At 46.4% G+C, this 21,740-nt stretch carries 12 protein-coding genes; all 12 read left to right on the top strand.

Going from position 1 to position 21,740, the window contains the following annotated elements; genetic code table 11:
- Positions 1-271: 271 nt before the first annotated feature.
- Entirely contained in the window at positions 272-2,608 is a 2,337-nt protein-coding gene (locus tag NSQ20_RS24440) for a helix-turn-helix domain-containing protein (RefSeq protein ID WP_340031053.1), read from the top strand.
- Between the two features lie 282 nt (positions 2,609-2,890).
- Positions 2,891-3,844 (top strand): sugar ABC transporter permease, encoded by a 954-nt coding sequence (locus NSQ20_RS24435; protein ID WP_017686861.1) that lies wholly within the window; start codon positions 2,891-2,893, stop codon positions 3,842-3,844.
- Positions 3,845-3,889: 45 nt separating this feature from the next.
- A complete protein-coding gene (locus NSQ20_RS24430; RefSeq protein ID WP_017686862.1) occupies positions 3,890-4,762 on the top strand; it encodes a carbohydrate ABC transporter permease in 873 nt (290 codons plus the stop codon).
- Between the two features lie 62 nt (positions 4,763-4,824).
- Positions 4,825-6,324, top strand: coding sequence for an extracellular solute-binding protein (locus NSQ20_RS24425; protein ID WP_340031052.1), 1,500 nt, complete (start codon positions 4,825-4,827; stop codon positions 6,322-6,324).
- A gap of 24 nt (positions 6,325-6,348) precedes the next feature.
- On the top strand, positions 6,349-7,452 hold the full coding sequence (locus NSQ20_RS24420) for a glycoside hydrolase family 88 protein (RefSeq protein ID WP_340031051.1): 1,104 nt from the start codon (positions 6,349-6,351) through the stop codon (positions 7,450-7,452).
- A 108-nt stretch (positions 7,453-7,560) separates the two neighbouring features.
- Entirely contained in the window at positions 7,561-9,072 is a 1,512-nt protein-coding gene (locus tag NSQ20_RS24415) for an extracellular solute-binding protein (protein WP_340031050.1), read from the top strand.
- 346 nt (positions 9,073-9,418) lie between these two features.
- Entirely contained in the window at positions 9,419-10,687 is a 1,269-nt protein-coding gene (locus NSQ20_RS24410; RefSeq protein ID WP_340031049.1) for an S-layer homology domain-containing protein, read from the top strand.
- A gap of 330 nt (positions 10,688-11,017) precedes the next feature.
- Positions 11,018-14,377, top strand: a complete 3,360-nt coding sequence (locus tag NSQ20_RS24405) for a DUF5704 domain-containing protein (protein WP_340031048.1) — start codon at positions 11,018-11,020, stop codon at positions 14,375-14,377.
- A gap of 171 nt (positions 14,378-14,548) precedes the next feature.
- The gene (pulA, locus tag NSQ20_RS24400) at positions 14,549-16,597 is read left to right on the top strand and encodes a type I pullulanase (RefSeq protein WP_340031047.1); all 2,049 of its coding nucleotides are present in this window, start codon (positions 14,549-14,551) and stop codon (positions 16,595-16,597) included.
- 488 nt (positions 16,598-17,085) lie between these two features.
- Complete coding sequence (gene pulA / locus NSQ20_RS24395; RefSeq protein ID WP_340031045.1) at positions 17,086-19,962, top strand: type I pullulanase; 2,877 nt, start codon at positions 17,086-17,088, stop codon at positions 19,960-19,962.
- A gap of 280 nt (positions 19,963-20,242) precedes the next feature.
- Positions 20,243-20,872 carry a 50S ribosomal protein L25 gene (locus NSQ20_RS24390; protein WP_036674494.1) on the top strand — a complete coding sequence of 210 codons (630 nt, stop codon included), beginning with the start codon at positions 20,243-20,245 and terminating at the stop codon, positions 20,870-20,872.
- Positions 20,873-21,035: 163 nt separating this feature from the next.
- Positions 21,036-21,557, top strand: a complete 522-nt coding sequence (locus NSQ20_RS24385) for a hypothetical protein (RefSeq protein WP_339195077.1) — start codon at positions 21,036-21,038, stop codon at positions 21,555-21,557.
- Positions 21,558-21,740 lie beyond the last annotated feature (183 nt).

Raw genomic sequence — 21,740 nt, 5'->3', positions numbered from 1 at the left:
GAAATACACGTATGCCATATGGGCACAAGCGCAATGAAAGGCCAAACTCCTGAATATTAAACTTGGTTAGTTAAGAACATTCACCGACATTAAAAATCTCTCCTTTGATTGAGGAATATGCAACCAATATAAACTGGAAATTGGTTTGAAGTCAACCTTTAGAATAAATGAGTGGACTTGAATAAGAATGGGTTTTAAAATAACAATAGTAAAATAATCCAATGAAAGCGATTTATTTTAATAAACACACGTATAAAGGAGGATGCTCTTCTTGCCGAAGTATTTACTGCGTTTGCTATGTTTTACGTTGATCCTCGGAGCCCTTCCGGTCATTGTTATTGGTTCGGTCTCGTACACGATTGCCTCACGTGACATTGAACAGAAAGTGCGTGAGAGCAATCTTCAGATATTACATCAGACCCAAATGAGGGTAGAACAAGTTCTGCGTAGTCTGCAATTATCATCCATCCAGTATGTTAATTCGCCCTTGGTACTACAAGCGATGAAGAAACCACTAGACAGTAGCGAGTTTCAGGAGATTCGTGATCTGACCTCCGGTTTTAACAACTTGCAAGCGGTTACGAACATTGACCAAGCCTATCTGGTTAATCTGGATGAAGATTGGGTTGTTTCGATGCGTTCTTTTGGCAAATTGGATGATTTCAGCATTCGAGACCGAATTGGCTCCTACCTAAGTTATACCAACAGCCTGTTCTGGGTCACTCAGAATGCCAGTTCAGCCAAAGAAAGTGTACCTGTGTCAGCAGGTATGGGTGAACTAACACCCGAACAGGCACCTGCTCTTATATCATCGGATAATGTGGTCAGTATGGTATTCAAAATCCCGATGATACCAACCAATGTGAAACCAAAGGGATTTCTTGTGATTGATATCGCCGATACGGAACTGAGTACCTACTTGAGCCGGAATACGAATTCTGGAGATATGTACGTTCTGGATCGGGAGCAGAAGTATTTTCTGAACGATATGCAGCAAGGCGGGAAATATGACGCGCTGAATAAGGAAATTCAGGAAATGGTGCAAACGACGGGCCAGCCAGAGGGTTTCTTCAGTGCGGAGGTTGAAGGTAATCAAGTGGCGGTTAGCTATAGGCAATCTCCGCTCAATGGCTGGTTATACGTGTCCGTTGTATCTCTTGGACAGATCACGGCCCAGTCACAGAAAATTGCATTGGTTACCGGTATCGCTACACTGGTCATGTTGTGTGTAACGGGATTGTTCGCCATATACGGCAGTCGGCGGATGTACTCACCAATCTCCAGACTGCTGCAATTTACGAAGGGTTTGGATTCCCCAGTTGCCCCGTCAGGACGCCGTCAAGATGAATTTATCTATATTGAGGAGCAATTGTCAACCTTGTTCAGTTCGGAGAAAACGATGCGTGAGCAGATGAAGGGGCAGCATGTGCATCTCCAGGAGTTTTTTATGACCAAACTGCTCACAGGCAAAATCTCGGAAGAGGATTTCAGATATCAGGGAGAATTGTATGATTTTCCGAAAGGGTGGGCGAGTCTTGGTGTACTCATGCTCCAGATTGATACCTTGGAAGGGACCCGATATGAGGAACAGGATCGCGATCTGCTCCTGTTTGCTGTCAACAATATGGTAGGTGAGCTCCTCCCTTCGGCAGTTCGGTTCACCCCAGTCATGCTGGATGATGCTCAGGTCACCGTACTTGCCTCCGAACTGACGGATGAGGTGCAGCTGAAGGAATGGATGCATACCCAGGCAGACTGGATTCGTGAACGTGTCGTAACTTATCTTAATCTGCCCGTAAGTATCGGCATCAGTCGTTACTACTCTTGTATTGGCGATACGCCAAGAGCGGTTCAGGAGAGCCGAGAGGCTCTGCAAGGCCGGGTCAGTCTGGGCAGCCGTATTATTTTGCATTACGAGGATATACAGCCACGTGGTCAGATGGAAGCCGCGTTGTATACCCAGTTACGTATGATCGAGGATCAGCTTGCGTCTGCGCTCAAGCAAGGAGATGAGGAGAAGACGGATGCCTACTTTAAGCAATATTTGGGACTGCTTGCAGACAAAAAGCTTCATTTCAGTGAATACCCCGTCATTATGGTTCAGTTATTGTCTCGTGTATATCAGCTTGTGCAGGAGCAGGGCGGGGATGTAGCTGAAGTACTGGGTGAAAAAGCATCCATGTCACATTTGCTGAAGTTGTCCACATTGGACGAAATGACCAATTGGTTCCGTAAGCGGCTCTTCCTGCCCGTCATCCGTTTCTGGCGAGAGCAGGAAGAATCCCAATACATGAATATTGCGAGACGTATGATTCGTTTGATCGAGGAACGTTATGATCGTGAATTGTCGCTGGAAGCCTGTGCCGCTGAGCTTAATTTTCACCCTGTTTACCTAAGTCGGGTATTCAAGAAGGAAGCGGGAGTCAATTTTACGGAATATCTCGCAGAGTATCGTATGGAAAAAGCAAAGACATGGCTGCAAACAACAAATCTTAAAATATCGGAGATTGCCGAGAAATTAAACTATACCAATCCAACCGCATTTATCCGTACGTTTCGCAAAATCACAGGAACAACCCCCGGCAAGTACCGGGAGCAGCAGCGATAAAACAAACCTGCTCTGCCCGCCATGGCAGGCAGGCTTTTTTATGTTTGGATGAAGGAAGAAGACCACTTTTCTCCATGAAGTTAAGACAGGAATATAGAGGTTGAAAGCAGTTCATTGCGCCTTTGAACTCTGTGATATAAATGAGCTAAACCCTTGCTACATAAGGAAAAACAAAAGGCTAAAACGAGACGATAGCCAGTCATTCGTTTATCCTCCACAATGAAGACATGAATTCAGGAAGTGATATTTTGTAATCGTTTCCAATGTGGGGAGGAAGACAATATGAAAGCCGAAACGGCGGCTCGAACACGGCCCGCTACCCGCAGTGACAAAAACCTGCTGTGGAGGGACATTATCAAAAACCGGTGGCTGTATATCATGTTAATACCGGGTGTGCTTTACTTTGTTATTTTCAAATACATACCCATGTATGGCATCACGATGGCTTTTCAGGATTACACGCCTTACAAGGGCATCTTGGGAAGTGACTGGGTAGGGTTCAAACATTTCCAGCGTTTCTTCGGAGAACCGCAGTTCTGGACATTATTTCGGAATACGTTTTTACTTGCCATTTATAACATTGTGTTCTTTTTCCCACTGCCGATTGTACTGGCACTCATGATGAATGAAGTTCGCCGTGAACGCTTCAAACGATTTGTACAAACGCTAGTCTATGTTCCACACTTTGTTTCCTGGGTTGTTGTTGTCGGTGTGTTCTACATGTTGTTCACAACCGAGGGCGGCGCCATTAACGAATTGCTCTATAACCTGACTGGGCAAAAGGTGGCTTTCTTGCTTGAACCGGGATGGTTCCGAACGATGATTGTTGGACAATCCATCTGGAAAGAAGTTGGTTGGGGCACAATTATCTTCCTGGCGGCGCTTTCCGGTGTTGATACACAGCTCTATGAAGCTGCACGGATTGATGGTGCCAATCGGTGGCGCCAAACCTGGCACATTACGTTGCCGGCCATTCGCAGTACAATCGTCATTTTGCTCATTCTGCGTCTGGGAAATTTCCTGGATACAGGCTTTGAACAGATCTTCCTGATGCTAACTCCGACAAACCGGGATGTGGGCGAAGTATTTGATACCTACGTGTACACGAAGGGTCTTACCCAGGCACAGTACAGTTATAGTGCTGCTGTCGGGTTGTTCAAATCGGTTGTCGGGCTGGCGCTTGTTCTTGGTGCCAATACGCTGGCCAAAAAATTCGGGGAGGAAGGCGTCTACTAACCCTTCGGAGCAGACGTTCTTCACCAGACAGGAGTGAACATTAAGATGCAACAGGATAAAACGTGGGGCAACCGGATCTTTGATTTTCTCAATCACGGCTTGCTGCTGTTGATTGGTATCGTGACGGTCATCCCGTTCATGTATATTTTGGCCGTCTCGTTTACCAGTCCGCATGAAGTGGCTAAGGGAGGATTCATTCTTTTTCCAAAAGAGTTCTCTCTGGCTGCGTACCGTTACATTTTCTCTACAGATACTTTGATTCGGAGTCTGGGTGTATCGGTCTATATTACCGTGATCGGTACCTTCATTAACCTGCTGTTTACATCACTTATGGCGTATCCGCTCTCTAGAAGATATTTGCGTGGACGCCAGCCCATTTTGCTGGGTGTATTGTTCACGATGCTCTTCAGTGGCGGAATGATTCCAACATACTTTGTCGTGAAATCCTTGCACCTGACGGATACGTTATGGTCACTGATGCTGCCTACTGCTATTAGTGCATTTAACTTGATCGTACTCAAAAACTTCTTCCAGGCCATTCCCGACGAGCTGGAGGATGCAGCCAAAATTGATGGATGTAACGATGTCAGCGTATTGTTCCGGATTGTACTGCCGTTGTCCATGCCAGCCATGGCGACATTTTCACTCTTTTACGCGGTGGCCCACTGGAACAGTTTCTTCAGCGCTGTTATCTATATCAACGATAGTGAGAAGTGGCCTGTCCAAGTCTGGCTACGTGAGATTGTCATTCTGGCACAGAGCCGAATCGGAGACACAAGTATCGAAGAGACCGAGATCCAGCCGCTTACCATTCGCATGGCCGTTATCGTGTTCTCCACAATCCCGATTATGCTGGTATATCCATTCCTGCAAAAGCACTTTGCAAAAGGAGTGATGCTGGGTTCGGTGAAAGGTTGAGTCGGCACATGGTTCAAAGTCAGTTCACTATGACTGCATAAAAAAAGGGAGGTTTTCATGTTATGAAAGCAACAAAAAAGAAAGCCGTAGCTGTCTTGAGCACACTGGCACTGGTGACAGGTTTGCTGGCAGGATGCGGATCAGACGAGGGTCAGGCTGCCGAGGGCGGCGTACAAAATGTGTCCATAGCCATTGCACAGGTGGGTGATGTGCCAAGCAAAGGCAATGAAGTTCAGCAAAAGATTGAAGCGTATACCAATACGAAACTGGATATCCAGTGGATTCCGGCTTCGGCCTATAATGACAAAATTAACGTAATGATCGCTTCAAGCGATATGCCAAAAATTGTGAAAGTACAATATAACCCAACGGTGACCAGCGCGATGCGTAATGACGTGTTCTGGGAAGTGGGGCCTTTGCTGAAAGACTACAAAAATCTGTCGGCACAGAACGAGCGTTTTTTTGACAACATCAAGGTAGAGGGAAAAATCTACGGGGTTCCTGTATTCTCCGATATTGCGCGGGCTACAGTGATCTATCGCAAGGATTGGTTCGAGAAGCTGAATCTCAAGGTGCCGGCCACACCGGATGAATGGTATGAAACGATTAAAACACTGGCAACCTCCGATCCGGATGGAGATGGTCAGGATAATACGTTTGGACTAATGCTTTTTAAAAAATATAATGAGGATCAATATTCCTTCACAACGCGCCTTGGCGTAAGTTTTGGTGCACCTAACAAGTGGAAAGTCGAGGATGATGGCAGCTTCACGCCGGAATTCATGACACCGGAATATATGCAGGTGCTGGATCTGCTGAAACGTTTGTACGATGAGAAACTGCTGAACCAAGATTTCGCCGTATTCGACTCTACGGAAGCGGAGAAAAAGTATGATTCCGGTGTTGTGGGTATCCGTGTTGGTGTTGCGCAGAACGGAAAAAGTCAGCAAGAGCGTTTGTCCAAAAACAATCCGGATGGTGTAGTAGACATCGCTGGTTTGCTTGGAGCGAACGGAGATCGTGTTGCAGGACAGACGGGTAACTCCGGGATTCTGGCATTCCCTAAATCAACGGTGAAATCGGAAGAAGAACTCAAAAACCTGCTCTCCTTCCTGGATAAACTGATGGACCCTGAGATGGCGACCCTGTTGATGCGTGGTATGAAAGACAAACATTACACCAAAGTGGGCGAAGATCAGGTGGAGATGAGTGACTTCGATGCATTCCAACGTGAAGTGAAGCCTTACCGTGACAACCTTCCTTATGTGGAAGGATATAACGTACCAAAATTGAAGGACACCGAACTGGGTGAAAAAGGTACGGCACTTGCCAAGGAACTTGCGGAGCACGCTGTGCCAAACCCTGCGCTGACGTTATATTCTCCAACGTATGGTGACCGCGGGGCGGATCTGGATCAGGTGATTGCCGATGCGCAAACCAAATACATTATGGGCAAGATCGATCAAAGTGGCTGGGAAAAGGAAATCGAGAATTGGGGCAATGCGGGTGGAAACAAGATTCGTGAGGAATATGCCGAAGATTACAAAAAACAGGCTCAATAAGGAGCCGGAAGCGGAGGCTTGATCATGAAGGAAACACTGCAACTCACATCGGTGCGTATGGCACAGCAATTCATGGAAAGTTATCGCAACCATGAGCTGTACGCCACTTGGCATTATGAGAACGGCTGCTTACTGAAAGCGCTGGAGGAGCTGTATACGCACACGGGGGAGCAAAAGTATTTTGACTACATCCGTGAGTTGATGGATCATTTTGTTCAGGAAGATGGCTCCATTCGCTCCTATACGATCGAGGAATATAATCTGGATCAGATCAATCAGGGAAAATCACTGTTCCTGTTGCACGAGAAAACGGGAGAAGAGAAGTATCGCAAAGCTGCGGAGTTGCTTATGACTCAGCTTAAGGGACAGCCACATACGAGTGAAGGTGGATTCTGGCATAAAAAGATTTACCCTTTCCAGATGTGGCTGGATGGATTGTACATGGCTACTCCGTATCTGACTCAGTATGGCGCAGTGACGGGTGAAGAGAAGTGGTTTGACAAGGCGGCTCTGCAGCTCTTGCTGGTGGAGCAACGTACACGTGATCCGCGTAGCGGTCTCTTGTACCATGCCTGGGATGAGAGCAAAGAGCAACGCTGGAGTTCGGGTGAGACGGGATGTTCACCACATGTCTGGAGTCGGGCGATGGGCTGGTATGTGATGGCGGTTGTGGATACCTTGGATTATCTGCCGGTAGATCATCCGCAGCGCGGGCAGATTGTGGGTATCTTCGAACGGGTAGCAAACGCACTAGTGCATGTGCAGGATCAGCAGACCGGACTATGGCCACATTTGTTGGATCAACCGGGACGTGAGCGGAACTATCTGGAGGCTTCCGGGACCTCAATGTTTGTCTATGCATTGGCCAAAGGTGTGCGTAAAGGATATCTAAGTGGCAAGTTCAAAGCGGTTGCGGAAAAAGGGTATCAGGGTCTGGTGCAGTATCTGCTGCAAACGGACCGTGAAGGCGTGCTGTCCTTGACGCAGTGTAATGGCGGAGCCGGTCTTGGAGGAAGCCCGTATCGTGACGGGTCCTATGAGTATTATGTGACCGAGTCCATTCGGATTAATGATCCGAAGTCGGTCGCTCCGTTCATTTTGGCGGGAGTGGAGATTGAACTGGCGTAATGCTGGTTCTTCTTTTTAGAACACTTATGATAGCGCATACATGGTTGGTTTGAGTAAAGTGAGGCAAGATTGCTGAACAATTTGGCTATCAAAAAGGAGAGATGGTTCATGAGTCCAAGAGGTCCAATGTCCCGTTTAGGCGGAATCGTTGTAATTGGTGCAATGTCCGCTGGATTGCTTGCAGGTTGCGGGGGAGAAAAAGCACCTGCTGCAGGGGAAGGTAAACTTCCCATTTCCATCTCTTTAATGCAGGTAGGAGATATACCGGCCAAGGAGAACGGGATTGAAAAGAAGATTGAGGAATATACAAATACGGATGTTAATGTACAGTGGATTCCGCAGTCTGCTTTTGATGATAAGGTGAATGTTATGGTTGCTTCAGGCGAGATGCCGACCATTATGCGTGTGAATTATGTACCGACCACATTTAATGCCGCCAAAACGGGACTGTTCTGGGAACTGGGGCCTTACTTGAAGGATTATAAGAACCTGTCTGCCCAATCCGAAGCTTATTTTAACAATATCAAAATTGAAGGCAAGGTCTACGGTATTCCGAACTTCCGGGATATTGGACGGACTGCGATCGTATATCGCAAGGACTGGTTTGATACATTAAAGCTGGATATACCCAAAACGCTGGATGACTGGTATGAAGTGATGCGCTCTATTCGTAAGGATGACCCTGACGGGAATGGTAAGGAAGATACGTACGGTGCACTGCTTTTCAAAAAGTATAATGAGGGTGTCTCTTCCCCACTGACGCGGATTGCTGTAAGTATTGGGGGCGTCAACAAATGGGGTGTGGATGATGCCGGGAAACTGACCCCGGAGTTCTTGACCACCGAATATGTGGATACAATGAAGCTCTTCAAGCGACTGTTCAGCGAGGGACTGATTAATAGTGATTTCCCTGCCTTGGACCCTTCTGATGCGGACAAAAAAATGGATTCCGGCTTAGTTGGCATGAAGCTTAACGGTGTGGCCCAGAACGGAAAGTCCTCTCAGCAGCGGCTTACACCTAACGCTCCGGATGGAGAAATTGATGTAGCTCCGTTCCAGGGAACCGACGGTATTCGAATCGCCGGTGAGCCAGGAAACTATGGAATGCTAGTCATCCCGAAGGCATCCGTAACGGATGAGGAGCAATTGAAGCAGGTTCTCACGTTCCTGGATCAGTTGATGGATGAGGAATTAAGTGCGTTGCAGCTCCGTGGATTGCTCGATGTGCACTACACCAAGACTGCGGATGGGAAAACCGAACTTAAGGATTTTGACGCTTATCAGCGTGAAGTGAAGCCATACCGGGATAATCTGTTAAGTATTGAAGGTTATAACGTGCCTGAACTGGTTGATGTTCCGATTGGTATGAAAGGTACAAAGATGGCGCGTGAGAATGAGCAATACGCCATCGCCAATCCGGCACTCACCTTGTCTTCGGCAATCTATACTGAGCGTGGTCAGGAGCTGGATCAGATGATCTGGGATGCACAGACAAAGTACATTATGGGTAAAATCGATGATGCAGGCTGGGAGCAGGAAATCGCAAGCTGGAGAAAAGCTGGTGGTGATCAATTGATTACGGAATTGGAAGCTTCCTATAAGGAATTGAACGGAAAATAAAGCTGGGTGAAATAAAAAAAGGTTGATCAAATGGAATGATATGGTTTATTCTATGAGTGAATTCATTTTCCAATATCATAAGAAAGACCACACCCTTAAAGCATAAGGCTATGAATCTGCGGATTCATGGCCTTTTTTTGTGTTTTAGGCGAATGAAGTGGGTCTATGGAAGGAGGGGCGCACGCCTTAACGTGATGGGGATGGACGAAAAATAATACCAATAGCCTAGTACAACATGGTAGAATATTGATTATTATGGCAAATTTAGGTTTTGGTTATGAAGAGAAGTGACTAGGCTGACCAAGTAAAGCATCCCCATACTAAGGTACATAGGAGCGTGAGTAGATTGAAGAAGCAGATTAATGGACACGAGAAGAAGAAAAAACGGAACGGTTGGATTGTCGGGTTGTTAGCGACAGCTGTATTGGCAGGAACACTATTGTCCGTTGGACCCGTACATTTGACGTCAAAAGCGAATGCCGCATCGGGAACAAGTGATACTGCTCTTAGCAAGTTCAAAGATATCAAGGGCCACTGGGCTCAAGCGACAATTGCCAAAGCTTATGAAAAAAATCTGATCTCAGGTTACCAGGACGGAACGTTTCGTCCTAATGGCAAAATCACGCGTGGGGAATATGCGACCATACTTGCCCGTGCGACTGGACTGGAGAAGGTAGAGGGGCAGAATCCCTTTGCTGATCTCAAGGGACATTGGTCTGAAGCGGCGGTTAGCCAACTTGTTGGACAAGGATTCATTAACGCTGGCGATTATGCCAAAGGGTTCAATCCGAATGCGGAGCTAACGCGTTACGAGATGATGAAATGGATTGCCAATGGACTGATCAAGTCCGGAGCCAGCTTCCAAGATGCTTTTAACGATACAAAAAATACGCTGCTTCCCACACCGGAAGTGAACCGTGGCACCATTCGTGCTGAGCAGATTCCGTATCTTGCCCTTGTCCGTGGGACAGGCATTGTCGGTGGATTCCAGGATGGCACATTAAAACCCGCGGATTCCACCACTCGTGCAGAAGTATCGGCCATTTTACTGCGTTATATGGATGTGGAGGGCACGGATGCGGGGAAGTACAGTGATCTGAATGAGATGAGAGAGGTCGGCACGACGGGTACGAATTTAACGACCATTAGTAATTATAGGTATACGAAGAATTCGGTTAAAGTAAGTGATATATCTAAAGAAGAAATTAATTTATCTAATAAATCCGGTGTAGTTACACTCCATAGATATATCGTCGTGGATGTTACCCAAGGTAAAGCAAAAGGTATCTATGCACCATTATTTATTGGTCCAGAAACTCATCTTTTCAAAGGTAATTATATGGCTTTTGCAGATATATCTTTTACATCCAAAATTGATAAATCCAACTTAATCACCTTCAATGGAGGCTTATACAATGGTTTTTTACAGTTTAATCGATTGGATCTTAAGCACACCTCTAAGAACGGCTTAGTTACTATTCCGGAAAGTTCGAGAGATTTGATAAAAAAAGATGTGAAGAAAAGATTTTGGGTCACATCCGTTTTGGATGGAAAAAGGGGGGCGTATATCTTTAACGAAAAAAGTAAAAATGTTCTACAAATTCAAAATATGTAAGTAGTATTAAATGGTGGTGAAGTATTATTGTGGGTCCATGGTGAGAAAAAATCCTTAATTGTTATCTTAATTTTTCTTTTTAATATACTATGTTTGAATTTATCATCGCCTATAGAAGCTGCAAGCTCGGATTCGTATGGACCCAAGAAACAAGAAATATCAAATACAATACAGTCGTTAGAAAGGGTAGCGAATCCGGGTGTTTATTGGTATCAGCTTGATAATGGTAGCTTCAGGGCAGATCACACTAACGGACCAACTTTCTCGGATAACCTTAATAGTAATTCATGTTCTAGACCGTACCCAGCTGAGAAAGAAATACCTAACGAAGTGGATTTTTCCAGGTGGCCCGCTGAATATTGGCCAGAGTTTCAATCTCAAAAAATTACACAGCGAATGGTAGAAAATGTTCGTATTAAGAGTGTAGATTATCAAACAAGCGTGAAGCAGTTATTCTATACTGGGGTTGGTACTACAGTTATAAGAGAAGGTAGTACTGTCGTAAAGATCATTACCAAAACAGGAGGCTCACATCAAGTAACTGAGTGGAATGATTATGAAAATGGTGGTAGAACAAATCAAGGTTGTCTCAAGCAAATAGTAGCCTACCATACACCAATGGATATCATCTGGGAAGGCGATCTGGTTGAAGAAAAAGAAATCGATGTAACACCGGATTCGGTTTTGACTATTGGACAAACAAAGCAGATGAAAGCCGAAGTTAGCACAAGACATTATGGCGAAACAGATTTTAATGGAGGCATAGACGTATCCCGCAGGGAAACGGAGATCAAATGGTTTTCTTCTGACGAGACGATTGCGAGTATAGAGCTCAAAACAGGGATGTTAACAGCCGAAAGTCCAGGCACGGTCACTGTGCGTGCGATCTGGAACAATGGTACATATCTGATCTCGGATACAGCCACCATAACCGTTACGTCTGAGCCAGGACTCGTGGTGAATTTGCCGAACGCTTGTAAAGCCAATACAACACCACTACAGGCAGAAGCCGTTCTAACCAAACCGGATCGCTCTGTTCATAAACTGACGGCTCACCCTAAATTGACGTGGCAAAGCTCGAATCCGGCTGTGGCAACGATCGGTGCTGATGGCAAAATCACGACAAAAGGGATCGTGGGTAGCACTACCATCAAAGCTCATTTTCTTGATTCTCCTCAGCAACTGGATGAACAAGGGACTCAGGTGCTTGAGGTGAAGGACTGCACGGATAATGGAGAAGGTGGTAATGATGGCGATCCGGGGGGTGACCCTGCGAACACTTGCCCCGTGACCATCAGTCCACCGAGTAGAGGTACGGTTATTGAAGCATCGGTTATGGACCCGTCTGTTCGAGGTGTGTTGAAGGCAGACGAGCGTGGATCTGAGAAGTTCGATGTTACCCGTGGTATTCCAACTTCGGAAGATCTCTATGCCAATGTTTTAGCCAAGGGATATCTGTTTCAGCACCGTTGGATTAACATGACAGGAACGGTGACTTACACCGTTAAGGTGAAAAGGGTTTATCATAAAACCTGGACGATCCCGGGAAGAGCGTCTAGTGGTGAGGGGGATCCAGGGACACCTCCTCAGCCCAGAGAACGTGATGTGCCTGGGGATAAAACCATGCAAGTAACACGGACATATAGCTATTGGCAGATTGATAACCTGGAGGTATACAAGTTAAATGAGGCAAAGGTATCTAACTATGCGTTAGGCGGTTATGGTGACACCGTGACCCTTATGCCCAATGCATATACACCACCGACTTTGCAATCGGCTATGGATACTGCGGTTACCAATCATGTGAAACCTGCGCCATGTCGAGAAATTGATCTCGGCATCAAAGGGGTTCCTGGTGGTTCGGATGAACCGCCTACGCCAGATGAAACATCATTGTTTCAATCCAAAGCTGAAGCGGAGGTTAGAGAGAACACCGTTAATAACGACAAGGTAACCTTTAATGGAGCGACGATTATGGACCCTGCTCCCGTGGAAAAAACAGCTCCAAGACCTGGGATGATCCCGCAGCCTGGTATGATCGGAGACGATGTTCTGTACCAGAACCGTCTGACGATCAAGAACACATTGATGAACAAAGCTAACCAGCCAACCACGGGTGAGATAACGTATGGACTGCTCCCTAGCAATGTTAACGGAGGTCAGGATCAGAAGTTCCCCATTCTGGGCATCAACTCGGTGACAGTACATACTCCAGTTGTGAACTATGCCTGGGTGTCAGATGATCAGCTGCATAACCAGAAGACCACGCCTGATCCGACAAGAGCTGCACTTATTTTAGAGCGTCCGTTTATTGTACGCATCCCAACTTCAGGGCAGCATCTGGATGTAGCGAGTTACCCTGGTTATGGAAACCATGATTATGCGAAATATTTCCGGATCAAACAGGTTCGTTTCCCATTTGATGTCTATAACGGTGCCAGAAGTCAGTTTATTCCGGCCATGACATGGGTGGATATTCCGGTAAATCAGTTGGACACTCCTTTTTATCTTCCTGTATGGGTAGATGAAGGGAATTACCAGATCGAGTTTCGAAATATCGCCGAAAATGCACCTGCAAACTACACAGAACAACAGGATGCCAATACGAATCTGACTCATCATGTCGCAGCAGATACCGTTGCTGTAGACGTTATCGGACGATTATATGATTTTCACATCACCGATATTTCAGACTACAACTGGGAGAATGTGTTCCGTAAGCGGATAGGCAGCCCCGAACCAACAGGTGTAAGCTACTGGACCGGAGGAAACAGTATAGACGGAGATCCCCGAGGTAATTTGGCTCCCTATGTCCTGCCTATTCGTCCTGGCAGTCATCCGGTACAAGGGTTCCGAAATGCTGCAGTGAAGACGGGTTACCATTTCAAGTTTGATCTGAAAACCAAGGGTAATATGTTTGGGAAACAGGATGGTATCCGAATTACGCCGACGTTCTCTTTTGTGAGTAAAGATGGCACCACCCGGCAAGAAGTGGATTTATACTACCATCGAGGACAGGAACGACTCATTCGTATCGGATCGGCACAAGATTTAGAAAAACGCTTTGTTGTCCTGAACTCACGGTTGCGGAATGTCCCCGGTACGGAGTTAGGTGATACAGCGCGTTATCAGTATACCTATGAACTGTCGGCGGAGGAACGCAATCAGGGTACAATGGCGGAACATATGGTTCGTTTTGTGGATCAGACCTCTCATCATAAAACGTGGGTAGGTCGTTATGACTGGATGATTCTTCCTTCACAGATCCGTACACTCATTGGCCCAAAAGCAGATATTCCCTCCAGTGTTAATGTGGATCGGGCGAATGCAGCGATTCAGCGCTGGTATGGGGAATATAGCTTGCCAGCAGATGTATATGCTGTACCCAAAGGAACCGATCTCGAGTCGCTTTCCAGACAAAACCAGTTGGATGAGAAGGCAATGGTATTTCTGAGGGACGGTTACATTGTGGTTAACTTCAATATCGAAACATTGCGCAGTGGCAATACGAGTGCACCGCATCTGCAATATATTCATGCACCGTTGATGAATCAATGGCAAATGGAAGGTTTTGATAACAGCCCGGTAGATGGTCAGGGAAAAAGCTGGCCGATGCAAGATGGGGACGTGGTTTTGTACCACGCCGATCAATCCAGCCGGAATGATTTCCAATCCCAGGTACCGCATTAGGGAGATATCGTTTTACCCATAAAGAAGGCAGGCGTCATGTGAATCTACATGACGTTTGTCTTCTTTTGTGTAATTCGGATTATGGTTGGGCAGCAGAACGGGTATAAAGGGTAAGGAGCACTCGTACCATCCATGTTCATCAATTTTCTCAACGAGAGGGGAACAACACATATGATTGAAGAGGATAAGCAGGAACTATTGATTTCAGAAGATACATACAAAGGAAGAGATTTAGGTGTCACATTAGAAGCACAAACCTGTCACTTCAAAGTCTGGTCACCGTTAGCTGTTCAGATGGAACTACTTCTGTACCCACCTTTGACAGGGGGGAGCCCGGAGGAAGAGCCCAATCAACGGAAACAGCAGGCGCTACCTATGCAAAAGAAAGAACAAGGCATCTGGGTTCTGGAACTGGAGGGTGATTTAAGTAGCTACCGTTACATGTACAAGCCTACTTTCGAAGATGGACATTCAACTACTGCTGTAGATCCCTACGCACAAGCAGTGACCATGAATGGAGAAATGGGTGTAATTGTGAGACTGGAGCAGACACATCCGAAGGGATGGAGTGAGGATATTCGCCCGGAATTGACCAGTTCTGTAGATGCAGTCCTGTACGAACTGCATGTACGTGATTTTTCCATTCACCCATCATCTGGTATAACGAATAAAGGCAAATACATGGCTTTTACCGAGACGGGTCTGCGTGATTCGGAGGGCAACACACTGGGGATCGATCATTTGGTTGAACTCGGGATTACCCATGTGCATCTGCTCCCAGTATTTGATTTTGCGACGGTGGATGAATCCAGGGTGGATGGTGATACGTCTGATGACTCCAACTATAACTGGGGATATGATCCGCTTCATTACAATGTCCCGGAAGGTTCCTATGCATCACGTGCAGATGATCCGGAGACACGAATTCGTGAGTTCAAATCCATGGTGCTGGCCCTTCATAACAAGGGAATAGGTGTCATTATGGATGTGGTATATAATCATACCTTTAATACAGCAGGTAGCTCTTTTGAAAAACTTGTACCAGGGTACTACTATCGTCAAAACGCCGATGGAACCTATAGCAATGGCTCAGGTACGGGCAATGAGGTAGCTACTGAACGCACCATGGTTCGTAAGTTTATCATCGACTCGGTCCGTTACTGGGCAGAGGAGTACCATGTGGATGGTTTTCGATTTGATCTGATGGGTCTGATCGACACAACTACGATGAAACAGCTTGCAGCGGAGCTGCACACCGAAGTGTCACCATCCATTTTGTTATATGGTGAACCATGGGGCGCACTGGATTCGCCGCTTGGAGATGATATGACCCTAAAAGGAACGCAGCGCGGAGCTGGTTTTGCTGTGTTTAACGATAATTTCCGCGGAGTAATCAAGGGAGACAGCGATGGCATGGGTACGGGATTTGCGACGGGCGTGGACGGGAAAGAAGACGAATTGTGGACTGGCGTCCGGGGAGCCATTCAGGATTTTACGGATGGTCCATCCGAGACGATTAACTATGTAACCGTGCATGATAATCTCAACCTGTGGGACAAAGTCGCACGTACACAAGGACTTCACGATACCTTGAATTTCCTCACCTATGACGAGGATGGAAGTATTCGTGGATGCCAGAGTGTGGAAGAGGCCGTAGAGAAGGCTAAGCCGTACCTGCAGATCGATCCGGAACACATTCTGGAGAATGAGACCGTTAGGCGTTGTCTGCTTGCCAATGGTATCGTTCTAACCTCCCAGGGTATTCCCCTGATCGCGGCTGGAGATGAGCTGCTTCGCAGCAAATATGGGGACGCCAACAGCCACCAGAGTGGAGACGTAGTCAATGCCATCCATTGGGAGCAAAAGAAGCTGTTCAAGCCGGTATTTGATTATTATCGTGGGCTGATCCGTCTTCGGCGAGAACATCCAGCCTTTCGGCTTCGTACACGGGAAGAGATCGAGAAGCATGTTCGTCTAATCGAAAAAGGCAATGGGCTGTTAGCCTATGAACTGAACGGTACAGCAGCCAGCGATTCTCGGGAACGTATTGTTGTCATCTATAACGCGGCAAAAGAAAACCGTGACATCTCTGTCCCCACAGGGACATGGAATGTGATTGTAGAAAAAGGACAGGCAGGCATTGATACGATACGTACCATACAAGACGGACAGGTACATGTGAATGCGATATCCCTAACGGTGATGTATTCCAATTCCTGATGGACGCAAAGCTTGCCAAGAGTTGAAGGATGCCAACAGACCATTAGTTAAATCGCTAACAAGGACACGTTCAAGATATCCAATCAATCAAATTTAATCAAATAAATTGAGATAAAACAAATCCCCCTTTCTTCTAAGAAAGGGGGATTTGTTGATGCGTCAGAGACCATTGCCTTGGTCGCAGGGCTATACATTGTCATGTCTGGACCTTCTTTATGCTGTGCACCGGTTAGTACATTTTTAATCTCAACCAAATGACATCCTGTAATTTATTCTTGTATATTCCAAATTTTTTTTGTCGGGACAGGTACAAATGCTGTCAATCTATGGCGCTTGTTTTCATATCCTATATTTTGAAAGCGATTGCTAATTGAATATGCAAATTGGACCGATATGATGAGTACAGACAACCCCGGGTTGACAAACAACGTCCCGCTCCGTAACATCGGGACAACACGAAATCAATGGATATAAAGGCGGTGGGAACGATGCCGGAATGGACTTCTTTTTGTTACGAAGGCAACGATCTTGGCTTAACATATACTCGTGCAGCAAGTACTTTTAAATTGTGGGCACCTACGGCACAGCAGGTTTATATATTGATTTTTGACGATGAAGGGCATTACAACGATAGTGGTAAAGTACAAGATCATGAAAATGGGCAGGAACATTTCTTGACACGTGATGCGGACGGAATATGGAGTCTGAAGCTCAGCGGCGATTGGGCAGGACATTATTATATGTACCGAATTATCCATGATAATCAGCGGGTTGAAGTGGTTGTTGATCCTTACGCCAGAGCGGTAACGGCTAATGGGCAACGAACGGCTATTATAGACCCGGAGACCACGAATCCAGTCGATTGGGACCTGGATGTCAAACCTGCTTTTCTACGTCCTGTCGATGCCGTGTTATATGAGTTGCATGTCCGTGATTTCTCCTCAGACCCACATGCAGACATTCCGTATAAGGGAAAATATCTGGCATTCACGGCATCCGGTCTGACGGATAGAGCAGGCAATAGTATTGGCGTAGACCATCTTGCCGAACTGGGAGTTACTCATGTACATCTTCTGCCTGTGGCGGATTATCAGACGGTGAATGAACTTGCTACGGCAGATGTGGGTTCAAATGTCAGAGCACCATACAACTGGGGGTATGATCCCCAGCATTATAACGTTCCCGAAGGTTCGTATGCGACAGATCCTCGTGATCCTGCAGTTCGAATTCGGGAGCTCAAATCACTCGTTCAATCGCTGCACAGACAAGGAATTCGCGTTGTACTTGATGTTGTCTATAATCACACGTATAGCGTGGAAGAGGGACCTTTTGAACGGATTGTACCAGGCTATTATTACCGTTATCGGGAGGATGGCACCCTCAGTAATGGTTCTGGTGTAGGCAATGAATTGGCGACAGAACGTCCAATGGTGCGAAAATATATTTTGGATTCTCTCCGATATTGGGCAGAAGAATATCATGTGGACGGATTTCGATTTGACCTCATGGCCCTGATTGATACGGAAACGATGAATGAATTGACACGCGAATTGAAGGAGCAGATCGATCCGGCGTTTCTGATCTATGGGGAACCCTGGATGGGTGGAGATTCACCTTTGGACCGCAAAACATTAAAAGGAACCCAGCGAGGTCAGGGGTTTGCAGTATTTAATGATCATTTTCGCAGTGCAATCAAGGGCGATAGTGATGGCAGTGGCAGAGGGTTTGTTACGGGTGCCGGAGGGCAGGAATATGAGCTTATTAGGGGATTAGCAGGAGCACTGGATGATTTCACATCTTCACCTGTGGAGGTTGTCAATTATGTAACTGCCCATGACAATCTCAATCTGTGGGATAAAATTGCGACAACGATGAACCTTAGACAGGAATTAGGGTTTCCCGTATGGAAGGACGGACAGCCCGTGGGTGGAGGGAGTGCTGAGTCCGCGGTAAAAGCAGCAGATCCTTATCGGTATGTGGATGCAGATGATGTTTTGAATCATGAGATGGTTCGTCGCTCTTTACTGTCTTCCGGTATTCTGCTTACATCTCAGGGAATTCCGTTTCTGCATTCAGGGGATGAGATGCTCAGATCCAAAGCCGGTGATCATAACAGTTATCGGAGCGGGGATGCGGTGAACGCCATCACATGGGCCAACAAATCACGGTTTAGACCAGTGTTCGACTACTATCGTGGTCTTATTCATTTGCGGCGAACACATCCCGCTTTTCGTATGATTGATGCTGAACAGGTACGAAATCACCTACGTGTGATTCGTGCGGATGGCAATGTAGTTGCCTTTATACTTCAGAATGGTGCGAATCAGGACACCTGGAATCAGATTATGGTCATCTATAACGGAACAGAACATGAGCAGCATGTTGACCTGGGGGAAGGGGACTGGCATGTTGTAGTCAATGATCATCAGGCAGGCACAGACGTGATCAAGACTGTTCGTGGTACTGTTCAGGTAGAACGATGGTCCTTAATGGTACTGTATGACACAGAGCATGCTGGAGGCGCTGAACCATCAACAGTGGAGATTAGTTTTCCTCGCCACGTATATAGTCCGAAGGAGACTACTCAACTGCGAGCGATCGTACGGGACAGTATTGGCAATGTGGTGGAAAAAGCGCCAGTTACCTGGACTTCTTCTGATCCGGATATTATTCAGATCCAGCCTGATGGAACAATCCATGCACTGGAACGAGGAGAAGCTTCGATTACAGTGCACTGTGGGGACATAACGGCAAGTTGTATGTTACAAGTGGATTATCGTCATGCTGAACGAATTGAAATTGTGGGTGAACCTGTCATGTACATGACTCGAATCAGTCGCTTCCGTGCCTTGGTTCTGGATCAATTTGGTCAGCCGCTTCAGGATTCGAATATACGCTGGAGCTCTTCTCATCCAGAACTTGCAGCGGTGAGTGCAGCAGGGATCGTACGTGCGATGACACCTGGATTAACCCATATTATTGCTGAGGCTGGAGGAATCCGGGCAACGCTTGGCGTAACGATTCATAAACAGATTTCGCGAACCGTCACGCTTCGATACGAACGGGAAGACCAGCATTATGAAGGTTGGGATGTCTGGGTATGGGGCACAGGTATGGAGGACGGAGCAGTACGGCTGGAACAAGTCGGTAATGCCGCCGAAGCCCGCTTCCGCGTTGCTCCGGGTCTGCATCACCTGGGATTGATCATTCGATTGAACGAATGGGAAGCTAAAGATACGTGCGGGGACCGTTACGTGGACATTGTACCTGAAGACGGGGATGTACACATTATTGTCCGTAGCGGATCAGACGAGATGCAGATCATTCGTGAAAGCGAAAAAACAGAGGATCGTAATAGCGCATAGTTTCTTTATGTATAACTTTAAATGTAGTTCGTCAAAACCTTGATAAATCAGCAGTTGGAAGAGATTCCGACTGCTTTTTTGGTCTGATTATATGCCTTATAACTTGCCAAAAAATAATTAATTGTCCTGTTTCGTGTTTGAGATCCTCTATCATTGGGGTAAATATAGATATGGCCCACGATTCGGCCAAAGGAAAAAAGACCATTATGGTCTATGAGATAAGCCTCAGTGCTTTCCAACAAATATAATGTAGTGATCCCTTGAAGGAGGATGTTCAATCATGAAATCCAACGGAAAAATGGCTCAACTTACAGCAACGCCAAGAACGGAAAAGAAAGGTGCAGCACTGCGCCTGTTAAGACAAGGCGGACGAGTTCCCGCAGTCGTTTACGGCCCGGGACTTGAAGGTGCTTCAATACATGTAGATGAAAAAGAAATGCTGAAAGTGGCACGCACAGGCCGCTCCGAAATGTTCAACCTGAATGTGGAGGGCGGTAAAACGCTTCCGGTGCTGATCAAGGATCAGCAAGAGCGTAACGGACGTTTGTTGCACGTAGACTTTTTGCAAATTTCCAAGAACAAGCCGATTAGCGTAAGTGTATCGATCGACTTCCAGGGTACAGCGGCCGGCTCGAAAGCTGGCGGTGTATTCCAGACACAGGAGACACAGCTGGAAGTAGAAGGATTGCCTGCGGATCTGCCAACGTCCATTGAGGTGGATGTCAGTGGATTGGACATTGGTGATCGTTTGACTGCTGCGGATATCAAACTCGATAAAGGTTTGACACTCGTAACATCACCTGAATCCATCATTGCGTCCGTCATGCCGCCACAAGCCGCTGAGGAAGAGCCAACAGCATCTGCTGAGGAAGCTGAACCGGCAGCTGAAGAAAAAGCTACAGAAGAATAAACCAAGCTACGGGATCTTGCCAGATCTCATGCTTAACCAGAGCCCAGTCCTAGTGACTGGGCTTTTTTTGCTGAGCAAGAGAGTTCAATAGGCACATCGTTCGCATGAAAAATGAGAATGTACTACAATACATGTTAAAGGGTAAGAAAGTAGGTTTAATTCAATGTTTGATCCAACAGTGTATGACAATCTGAAAGTCGGGTTTGAGAATTATCTCTATGATATGGATAACCTGGACGAACGTATTCAGATTACGGGGCGTAAAGATCGGCTGGAGATGGCAGTGATGTCCAGAGAGTTCACATTACAATTTTGTCTCAGGGATCGTCCGGAAGTAACAGGCGAGGTTGTGTTAAGTAGTTCCCTAAATGAGCTCGCAGCGGAGATCCTGGAGACGCCTGGCGCTCATCCAGGTTGTCGTTTGGAAATCCGGTTTGGCATGGTTATGAAAGAGCCTGAGAGGCAGTGCCCAGCCATTCGTTCGATATTACAGGAGAGCTGGCCTGAGCAGAGGATATGCCAGACTATCCAGTATATCTTTGATGAACAGCCAATCATTTATAACGTCATGGCTCACGTTTGTTTTGACCGCAGTGTGAATGAAGACCAGATGGGGGACATTGCTGAACTCTGTGAGCATATGGCAAATGTGATGAATCAATTATTACAGTTGCATAACCAGTAATTCCGAGAAAAGCCTTGTCTCTTTGTGGAGATCAGGGCTTTTTTGTATTATTTTTAGAAAATTGTATAGGCTTTCAGGCTTAGGTTTAAGGTCTTTTGGGTTAATGTTTTACGCAAGCGAGTAAGAGAATGTATATTAAAAGGGGGTAAGAGTGCAATTGGACTATACAAAAATGGTGAAATT

The organism is Paenibacillus sp. FSL K6-1122 (assembly GCF_037977015.1).
GTDB lineage: Bacteria > Bacillota > Bacilli > Paenibacillales > Paenibacillaceae > Paenibacillus > Paenibacillus amylolyticus.
This window is presented reverse-complemented; position numbering and strand designations above follow the sequence as displayed.

What these genes read in the sequence shown, in the direction of transcription:
- NSQ20_RS24435 (WP_017686861.1), top strand. Translation starts at nt 2,891, where the DNA reads ATGAAAGCCGAAACGGCGGCTCGAACACGGCCCGCTACCCGCAGTGAC.
- NSQ20_RS24430 (WP_017686862.1), top strand. Translation starts at nt 3,890, where the DNA reads ATGCAACAGGATAAAACGTGGGGCAACCGGATCTTTGATTTTCTCAAT.
- NSQ20_RS24425 (WP_340031052.1), top strand. Translation starts at nt 4,825, where the DNA reads ATGAAAGCAACAAAAAAGAAAGCCGTAGCTGTCTTGAGCACACTGGCA.
- NSQ20_RS24420 (WP_340031051.1), top strand. Translation starts at nt 6,349, where the DNA reads ATGAAGGAAACACTGCAACTCACATCGGTGCGTATGGCACAGCAATTC.
- NSQ20_RS24415 (WP_340031050.1), top strand. Translation starts at nt 7,561, where the DNA reads ATGAGTCCAAGAGGTCCAATGTCCCGTTTAGGCGGAATCGTTGTAATT.
- pulA (WP_340031047.1), top strand. Translation starts at nt 14,549, where the DNA reads ATGATTGAAGAGGATAAGCAGGAACTATTGATTTCAGAAGATACATAC.
- pulA (WP_340031045.1), top strand. Translation starts at nt 17,086, where the DNA reads ATGCCGGAATGGACTTCTTTTTGTTACGAAGGCAACGATCTTGGCTTA.
- NSQ20_RS24390 (WP_036674494.1), top strand. Translation starts at nt 20,243, where the DNA reads ATGAAATCCAACGGAAAAATGGCTCAACTTACAGCAACGCCAAGAACG.
- NSQ20_RS24385 (WP_339195077.1), top strand. Translation starts at nt 21,036, where the DNA reads ATGTTTGATCCAACAGTGTATGACAATCTGAAAGTCGGGTTTGAGAAT.